The organism is Komagataeibacter europaeus LMG 18890 (assembly GCF_000285295.1).
GTDB classification, from domain to species: domain Bacteria; phylum Pseudomonadota; class Alphaproteobacteria; order Acetobacterales; family Acetobacteraceae; genus Komagataeibacter; species Komagataeibacter europaeus.
This window is the reverse complement of record NZ_CADP01000112.1, coordinates 1-8,274: the sequence shown is the minus strand read 5'-3', so window position 1 is coordinate 8,274 and position 8,274 is coordinate 1. Positions and strand designations below refer to the sequence as shown.

General features: G+C 63.7%; 9 protein-coding genes and 1 pseudogene. 3 read left to right on the top strand and 7 right to left on the bottom strand.

Annotated elements, in window-relative coordinates:
* The 6 genes and pseudogenes from GEU01_RS17930 to GEU01_RS17910 form a co-directional block, all read right to left on the bottom strand.
* Positions 1 to 263, bottom strand: a pseudogene (locus GEU01_RS17930) (hypothetical protein); the annotation flags it as partial.
* A gap of 364 nt (positions 264 to 627) precedes the next feature.
* Complete coding sequence (locus GEU01_RS23220; protein ID WP_232272616.1) at positions 628 to 1,926, bottom strand: HsdM family class I SAM-dependent methyltransferase; 1,299 nt, start codon at positions 1,924 to 1,926, stop codon at positions 628 to 630.
* Positions 1,910 to 2,218: a hypothetical protein gene (locus GEU01_RS27050; protein WP_456303524.1), complete on the bottom strand. Its 309-nt coding sequence runs from the start codon at positions 2,216 to 2,218 to the stop codon at positions 1,910 to 1,912. The genes GEU01_RS23220 and GEU01_RS27050 overlap by 17 nt, the downstream gene beginning before the upstream one ends.
* Positions 2,219 to 2,302: 84 nt before the next feature.
* Positions 2,303 to 3,352: an AI-2E family transporter gene (locus GEU01_RS17920; RefSeq protein ID WP_019087182.1), complete on the bottom strand. Its 1,050-nt coding sequence runs from the start codon at positions 3,350 to 3,352 to the stop codon at positions 2,303 to 2,305.
* A gap of 158 nt (positions 3,353 to 3,510) precedes the next feature.
* The gene (locus tag GEU01_RS17915; RefSeq protein ID WP_019087181.1) at positions 3,511 to 3,999 is read right to left on the bottom strand and encodes a GNAT family N-acetyltransferase; all 489 of its coding nucleotides are present in this window, start codon (positions 3,997 to 3,999) and stop codon (positions 3,511 to 3,513) included.
* 40 nt (positions 4,000 to 4,039) lie between these two features.
* The gene (locus GEU01_RS17910; RefSeq protein ID WP_019087180.1) at positions 4,040 to 5,224 is read right to left on the bottom strand and encodes a restriction endonuclease subunit S; all 1,185 of its coding nucleotides are present in this window, start codon (positions 5,222 to 5,224) and stop codon (positions 4,040 to 4,042) included.
* A 182-nt stretch (positions 5,225 to 5,406) separates the two neighbouring features.
* On the opposite strand from GEU01_RS17910, the gene GEU01_RS17905 reads away from it, so the two are divergent.
* Positions 5,407 to 6,771: an MATE family efflux transporter gene (locus GEU01_RS17905; protein WP_019087179.1), complete on the top strand. Its 1,365-nt coding sequence runs from the start codon at positions 5,407 to 5,409 to the stop codon at positions 6,769 to 6,771.
* 112 nt (positions 6,772 to 6,883) lie between these two features.
* Here the strand turns inward: GEU01_RS17905 and GEU01_RS17900 are convergent, their stop codons facing one another.
* Complete coding sequence (locus GEU01_RS17900; protein WP_010507913.1) at positions 6,884 to 7,390, bottom strand: hypothetical protein; 507 nt, start codon at positions 7,388 to 7,390, stop codon at positions 6,884 to 6,886.
* A 148-nt stretch (positions 7,391 to 7,538) separates the two neighbouring features.
* Between GEU01_RS17900 and GEU01_RS17895 the strand changes: the two genes are divergently transcribed.
* Complete coding sequence (locus tag GEU01_RS17895) at positions 7,539 to 7,865, top strand: superinfection immunity protein (RefSeq protein ID WP_019087178.1); 327 nt, start codon at positions 7,539 to 7,541, stop codon at positions 7,863 to 7,865.
* Positions 7,866 to 7,973: 108 nt separating this feature from the next.
* Positions 7,974 to 8,274: IS5 family transposase (locus GEU01_RS17890; RefSeq protein WP_039794389.1), on the top strand; the 301-nt coding region annotated here is incomplete at its 3' end.

Sequence of the window (8,274 nt, the reverse complement as noted above, 5' to 3'; positions counted from 1 at the left end):
ACCAGCGGGATACCAACGGCCGCCAGGCGTTCCTCCAGTGTGCGGTGATAGGGGCCGGTTGGCTCGAACACCACCCGGGCAACGGCTTTGATGTCGCCGATCCAGCGCAGAAGCGCGGTCTGGCCCTTGCGGGTGTTGGCGACACGGACGGTATCACCGCCGGGGTGACGGGCAGCGTCGAGATGATCCTTGGATACATCGATCCCGATTGTGATCGATGCGGGTGGCAATTCGGCCTTGGAAGCCGCAACTGGATGCGTCATCTTTTCCATGTCCTATGCTTGTCATCCGAGGCCGAACCTCGGGTATCCGTTCAGGGCACAAGGAAAAGAAGGGGTGGTCATACTCTCAAGTCGACCCATTACGGTCTGCCTGTTACCGACCCGTCCCCTTCCTGATTTTTCCGGGGTGGCCACCCCGGAAAAATCAGTCCTTTGTCGCACGCAGCGACACGGAATGCATAAGACAAGACTGTTTAAAAAGTCAGGCCGGAAGACATTCAGCAATCATAAAGAAGTTCTTGGTGAAGCTTTTTTCAAAAAGCTTCGAAGAACGCCGCCTTTTTGGAAAAAGGGCAGCACCAAAAGACTTTATATTTTCCATTATAAACAGGCTATTTGAAAATATCTATTCCGGCTCAGCATCGTCCCCATCGGGCATGAGGGCCACAAGCTGCGCCATGGACTGGCGCAGATCCGCCTCGATCTCCGCCAGCGGGCGGGCAGGGGCGTCATGGCTGAAATACCGCGCAAAGGAAATGGCGCAGCCAATACCGGTGCGGCCCGTGTCCAGCCGGGCCTCAGGGTCATACGGCTGGATCATCTGGCTGAACCATGCCTGCGGGTCATGCTCCATCCCTACGCGAAAAGCCGTGCGCGCGGGTGCGCCATCACGGGCGGGGCGCATTACCGTCAGGCTGTGGTACAGGAATTCCCGTCCCGGCAGGATGCGTGAAAACGCGATGCGCCGCCCATCCCTCGCACCGTCTGGTGCCGGGGCATTATGTGCCAGCACCTGCCATGATTCCGGCGTACCATCCGTCCCATCGCACCGGATGATATCCATTGCCGTATCGACCATGCATGCCTGTACCACGGCGGCAATGTGGGCCGGCGTCATCTCCCGCCGCTTTTCACCACTGCCGGACGGGGCGCGTTGCCACAGACCCGTCGCATCAACCAGACGGACCCTGTCCCGCCGTGCCGCGGGCCTGTTGTTGTCCAGTATCCACACATACGTCGCGATACCGGTATTGACGAACATATCCGTGGGCAGGGCAATGATCGTGTCAATCAGGCCCTGATCCACCAGATAACGCCGGATTGCGGATTCACCGGATTCCGGCCCACCGCCAGACAGCGCCGCCCCATGCGTCACCACGCCAATGCGCGCGCCACCGGCACGCCTGCCGCGCATGTGGGCGACCAGATGCAGCATGAACAGCATGGACCCGTCCGACACGCGGGGCAGGCCGGGGGCAAAGCGCCCGGCGTTACCCCTGGCATGTTCAGCCTGTATCGTGTCCCGGATATGCCGCCAGTCCAGCCCAAAGGGCGGATTGGACAGCATGCGGGCAAAGCGGCGGCCCGCATGCCCGTCATGGGCCAACGTGTCGCCACTGGCGATATGCCCCGGCGCATGCCCGCGCAGCAGCATGTCCGCCCGACACAGGGCACAGGCACGTGAGCCGATTTCCTGACCGAACAGGTCCACCGTCACCCCACGCGCCAGCAGGCGGTCCGCAGCCCGGCCCAGCAGCGCGCCCGTGCCCGCCGCGGGGTCATACAGGGCATGGTGTGTTCCGGGACCATCGGGGGCGAAGACAAGGTCCACCATGAGGTCCGTGACCTCCGGCGGGGTGAAATGCGCGCCCGTGCGATGACTGGTGGAAAAATGGTGGACCAGTTCCTCAAACAGGCGGGCCATCGCCTNCGCTGCCATACCGGTCGGGTGACAGGTCAAGGGCCGCGAAATGCGCCGCCATCGCCGCCAACCGGCCGGTACGCGCCAGGCGCCGGGCAAGCGGCATGACCTCCAGATGGGAGAGGATATCGCGCACGCTGGCGGGCAGGCGTGCAATCAGGCGATCAAGGCGACCCACCGGGTCGGGCGCGCACGCCACCGCATCCAGCCAGCATGCGGGACGGGCGCGTGACAGTTCCAGCCGCCGCAGCATGGTGAACGCCAGTATGACCGGCCCGTATTCCACCGGTTCCATGCCGCCGCGCAACAGGTCGGCTACACGCCAGATGGCGGCAGCCGACAGCAGCGGGCGGGCAGGGGCGTCAGCCACCGTTCCGTCTTAACGCGCCTGTTCTTCCGCCGCCGCCGCGCGCCACAGCGACAGGGCGACCGCAATGACCGTCGGCCCCATGAACAGTCCCAGCAGGCCAAACATGTGCAGGCCACCCAGAATGGCCGTCAGCACCGCAAGGAACGGGATGCTGGTGCTGCCACTGATCAGCTTGGGCCGGACAAAATGGTCCCCCGCGCCATAGGCGATGGTGCCCAGTGCCGCCACGATGATCGCCTGTGTGACGCCATTGGCGGCAAAGGTCATGAGTGTGGTGGCGCAAAGCAGGATCGGCCCGCAGAAGGGAATGATGCTGACCACCGCCGTCAGCAGCGTCAGCAATGCGGGGTGGGGCGTGCCCGCGATGAAATAGCCAACCCCCACCAGCACGCCCTGGCCCAGGCCCACCAGCACCAGTCCCGCGACCGTGCCGCGCACAGCCCCCACGGTATTGCGCATGACGCCGCCCGTCCGCTCGCCCAGGAAACGGCGGCCCACGGCGCGGATATCGGTCACCAGCGCGTGCGACGCGGCCAGGTAGAAGTAGACCGACAGCGTGGCGATGACGAAGGTTTCCGTCATTTCCATCAGCCGGTGCGGCAGTTCACGCCCGTCGCCTGTGGCGAACATGCGCGAGGCGACGCCGGTCCAGTGCCGCAGTTCATCGGGGTCGGACAGGTAACGCTGCCACAGGGCCGACAGGCGCGGCCCGATACGCGGGATTTCCCCCACCTGTGGCGAGACGGGAATGCCATCATGCAGCGCCCCGCGCCCCCATGCCATGAGCGAGGGCAGCTCCATGCCCGCCCGTACCGCCATGGCGATCATGGGCACCGCCAGCAGCGCGAAAATCCCCGCCGCGATCAGTCCTGCCGCAACCCGGTTGCCCATGCCACGCCCGACCAGCCGGTGATACAGCGGATAGGTCGTGATGCTCAGGATACCGCCCCAGACAAAGGCGAACAGGAACGACTGTTCGATCCACGCGGAAAATAGCAGGACCGCGCATACAAATATGAAAGTCCCGATATACTGGGTCCGGCTCCGGTTTTCATCCATGTGGTGTGATCTATCCCTGCTGTTCCGATTATGCGGCGTAAATGCCAGGCAGCGTAACACACCCCGCGTGGCGCGTGGCCGCGTGTTTTCCCGTCCTGTAACATTTTCATGGTGGACACCACACGCTAGTGCGGCGGCCTTAACAACCGCTGAACATCTCAGCGTCCATCCGGGGCAGACAGCAGCCTGCGCATGAAATAACGCGGAAAGAACGGCGGTGGCCCATCAAGCTGACCGAAGACCTCGAATCCCAGCTTTTCATAAAAGACACGCGCCTGGAACGCATAGGTATCAAGCCACATATGGGTGCAGCCGCGCTGGCGTGCAGCCCGTTCGGCCATTTCCACCAGCCTGCGTCCCATGCCGCGTCCACGCAGGTGGGGGGCGACGACCAGCATGTCGATATGCATCTCCCCCCAGCGTGACTGCGCCACCAGTCCGCCACAGATCATGCCCGCCGCCCGGTCACGGATCACGATGACAAGGTCGTGGTTGTCAATATAGCCCACCACACCGCGCGTGAAATCACGCAGGATGGCCAACACCGCGTCCTCATCCGCCCGGGTGGGGTGGGACAGGATGGTGATGTCCACATCCGCGCCGGATGATCCCGGCACGCGGGTACTGCATTCATCTGTCGTATTCATTCCGTTCTTTCCCATCGCCGCCCCGCGCGATCATCCGCACTTACATTCCGTGGCCATTGATACAGGCCCGCCGCAGGGCAGGGCGATATTCACGCAGCATGGCACGCATCCGGTCGCGGGCATGGGCCTGCCGTGCCTGCCGGTCCAGCATGTCCCACACCTTCGCCGCCACCGCACGCTGCTGGTGCAACGGCGGCAGGCACAGGTCAAGGGAGGCAAGGGTCACGGTATCCACTTCGGGGAACACGCTGCCCCCCGCGCGGCGCCGCAACTCCGGCGCCGCCACGCGCAGCAGCAGGGCGGCATGGCGCAGGTCCACATCCCGCCCGCGCGGCACAAGGGCCTTGCACCCCTGGCTTACGGCGACAGCCGCCGTCGTCATGCCAACACGCCCCACCGGCGCACGGGTGGAGATGACCAGCGCGCCTGCCTCCACCCGCGTGGCCCGGCACGCCGCAAGTCCCGTGGCGGACAGGCCACGCGCGCCATGCCCCACCCACGCGGGCGGCCCGGCGGGCAGGTCGGCAGGGGTCAGCCACATCACATCATTTCCCCAGTGGGCCGCGTTGCCCGTATCCGGCGTGCCACCGCCGACAATGTCAAACACGCCACCCACAGGCCGCATCACCCCATGGACCGGCACCGGCCCGGGCCATGGACCGCCCCGTGGCAGGACCGCGTGATGGATGGCCACACGCACGTACTCATCCGCCGCCGCCGCCTGTGCATCCAGTTCACGCAACTGCCGGTCAATACGGTCCATGTGATGGTCCAGCGTCCGGGCGATCATGCGCTGGCGGGGCAAGGGCGGGCAGGGCACGGGCAGGCTGTTCATGCACGCACGGGTCAGCTTGGGGCGGGTCGTGCCTTCCACATACGCGCCAAACGGCACGGTATTGAGCGCATGCGCCAGAAAACGGCCATCCACACCCGTCCGGGGCCGCAATACATGCACATGGTTGCCCGCCCATAGCGGGCCATCATGGAAAAACGCGACATCGCGCAGGGGATCGAAAAAGGGAGCGCTATCCTCGCCCAGCAGGACCAGCGGACCATCAAACAGCCCCCGGTCCACATATCCCGCAACACCACTGGCCCCGTGATAGGGCACGCACCCCGGCCGGCTGGCACGCTGCGCGCGGTTAAGCGGCACGCGCCGGGCATCAAGGCAGTCCACCAGCGCCCCAAGCGGGACCATGGGCCAGCGTGGCGCTGTCACGACCATTCCCCCCTGAAATCAGCCATTCCATGCCACAGACCGCACCCCATGCGGTACGGGTGGCGGGAAAAGCACGACGTGTCAATCATGGCCGACATATGCTGGCGGCCTGTAGCGGAATGATATAAAAGCCCCCCTTACCATACGGCAGACATGGCCATGCACGACCATGGCTGACAGCAGGTTGCATGACGCGTCCAACACAAGCCTTCGGGGCGGAATTCCGCTCCATCCTTGCCATCGCGGGGCCGATGGGCCTGTCGCAGTTTGTCCAGATGCTGATGGGGGCGACCGATGACGTGCTTCTGGGCGGGCTGGGGGCTTCGGCGCTGGCGATCGGGGGGCTTGCGACCGGCACGTTCTTCACGCTCAACGCCATCCTTGCCGCCGTGATCGAGGCAGGCGGCATCCTGCTGGCACAGGCGCACGGGCGGCGGGACCATGCCAGCCTGGGCACCATCATGACCTCCATGCTGGCGGTGGCGCTGGCGCTGTGCGTGCCGGAACTGTTCTGCCTGTGGCATGTGGACCGGCTGCTGGTGTGGATGCACGAACCCGAAAGCCTGCGCGCGCCCGTCATTCATTTCGTGCATATGCTGATGTGGGCCGTGCCACCCGCGCTGCTGGGGCAGGGGATCCTGACCACGGCGCTGCCGGTCATGGGGGCGCAGGGTATCCTGATGCGTGTCATGCCCTGCATCACGGTGGTCAACGGGGTGCTGAACGCGACGCTCATTCACGGGTGGTTCGGCCTGCCCGCGCTGGGCCTGTATGGATCGGCCACAGCCACGGTCGTGACGTTATGGTGCATGCCGTTCATCATGCTGGCCTTTGTGGTGCGCAGGCCTGAACTGCGCGCGGCCCTGCGCCCGCGCGGGCATGAATGGGGCCATACCCTTGCGCTGCTGCGCACCGGCCTGCCCATGATGGCGGCTGCCATGGCGGAGGTCACGCTGTTCCAGGCCAACAGCCTGGAGGCCGCGCGGATGGGCAACAGCGCGCTGGCGGCGTTCCAGATCATGCTGGGCATGGGGGTGCAGTGCTTCGTGGTGTACATGGCGCTGGGACAGGCCTGCAACATCCGCGTGGGATACTGGACCGGGCGGGCCGACCCGGTGATGATGCGGCGCACGGCATGGGCGGGCATGGTGCTGGGTATTGCCGTTGCATGTGTCATGACGCTGATACTGGCGCTGGGGCGGCATGCCATCATCAACCTGTACCTGGATACCGCCCTGCCGGAAAATGCCCAGGCGGTCAGTCTGGCACTGGGGCTGCTGCTGGTCGGTGCGGCGTTCCAGATCCCCGATGCGGCGCAGGTCATCGCCACCGGCATCCTGCGCGGGCAGGGCGATACGGCGATCCCCATGGTGCTGGCGGTTATCGGCTATTGGGGCATCGGGTTTCCCGGTGGGGTCTACCTTGCCTTTCACCGCGGCATGGGGCCGTCGGGGCTATGGTGTGGCAACGGGATCGGACTGGTGTCGGTGTTTGTGCTGCTGACTGCGCGCATCGCGTGGCGCATGCGTCCGCAAACATTGTGCAGGTCATAAAGAAGTTTCTGGTGAAGCTGTTTCCAAACGCTGCGGGAAGCGCCGCTTTTTCCAAAAGGCGGCACCCGAAAACCTTTGCCATTCTGTAAATTGTTTATTTTTAAAACAGTTTCTACAGCCGCTTGTGCATTTCATCACGAATGGCATTGCATTTCTTGGTAAACACGCCCGCCTGTGACGCGGTCATGAAGTTGATGAGGAACGCGCCCAGCAGCGAGCAGAAGGACAGGATGATCAGCACCCGCCCCATCAGCGATATGATCCCGCCATAATGCTCGGCTGAGTACCATAGCAGCCCGAGGCTGAGTACCGCACCGAATACACCCAGCACGCCGGTGGAGCGGATAAGGGATTCCTCCTCGCGGATGAAGGTGGAGGATTCCTGCCATAACAGGAACAGCTTGCGGTCCATTTCCTGCACTGCGGCGGCGTAGTCCTCCGCGTCATCAGGGTGCTGGTGGTCAGTGCCGCCGCGATGCAGTTCCAGTTCCTGACGGGCCTTGGCAAAGACACGCCTGCGTTCCTTGATGGCGGGCAGGCTGATATCGACAAAGCTGAGGATGGCGACATTCAGACCCGCTGACAGCTGGATCACCGCCTGGAAATCACCCCAGATCACAGGTTGTCCCCATTGGGGCACACATGACTGCGCACTGTAAAAACCCTGACAAGTTGGATACGGCCCGGCATGTTCATGCTGCATGCCTGTGGCCGGCGCGCGATACGATATGGCGGCACGCCTGCGTTTAGGGTTAGCATGAAGTGCGATGAATATCCATGTTCCCTCCACTTATGAGGTCTACCGTGGCTGGCAGTCCATACAGGGGACCGGACTGCAGATCGGCACGGCTGTCCTCCTCGCCCTTGTGCTGGGGGCGGCTTTCGGCATGGTGGTGTTCCTGCTGCCGACCTTCATAGCGTGCCGGCGCAAGGTCCATAACGCGGCGGTGGTGGCGGTGGTGAACTGCGCCACCGGCATGACCGGGGTCGGGTGGGTGATTGCGCTGCTCATGGCCTGCATGATGGAAACGGACACACAGCACCATGCCCGGCTGCGCCGTAGCGAACCGGCAACCTTCCTGAGCGTACCCTGACACCCCAGGTGCCGCCTTATTTGCAAAAAGGCAGTGTTTCCTGAAGCTTTTTGGGGTCTGTTGGGAATTGTGCTTTTTCAAAGTCACCAAATGTGATTCAAAATCCGTATGGATCGCTTCGTACTGACAGACGCCCAATGGGCGAAAATGGAACCGCTGTGCCTTGGCAAGAAAACGGATCGGGGGCGCAGCGGGCAGGACAACCGTCTTTTTATCGAGGCGGTCTTATGGATTGCCCGGACCGGCAGCCCATGGCGGGACCTTCCGACGTATTTCGGGCATTGGAACTCGGTCTATTCCCGTTACAGCGACTGGATGAAAGCCGGTGTTTTCAAACGGCTTTTTGAAGCGGTCTCTGACGAGGCCGACATGGAATATGCGATGATCGACGGCACGGTGGTCCGGGTTC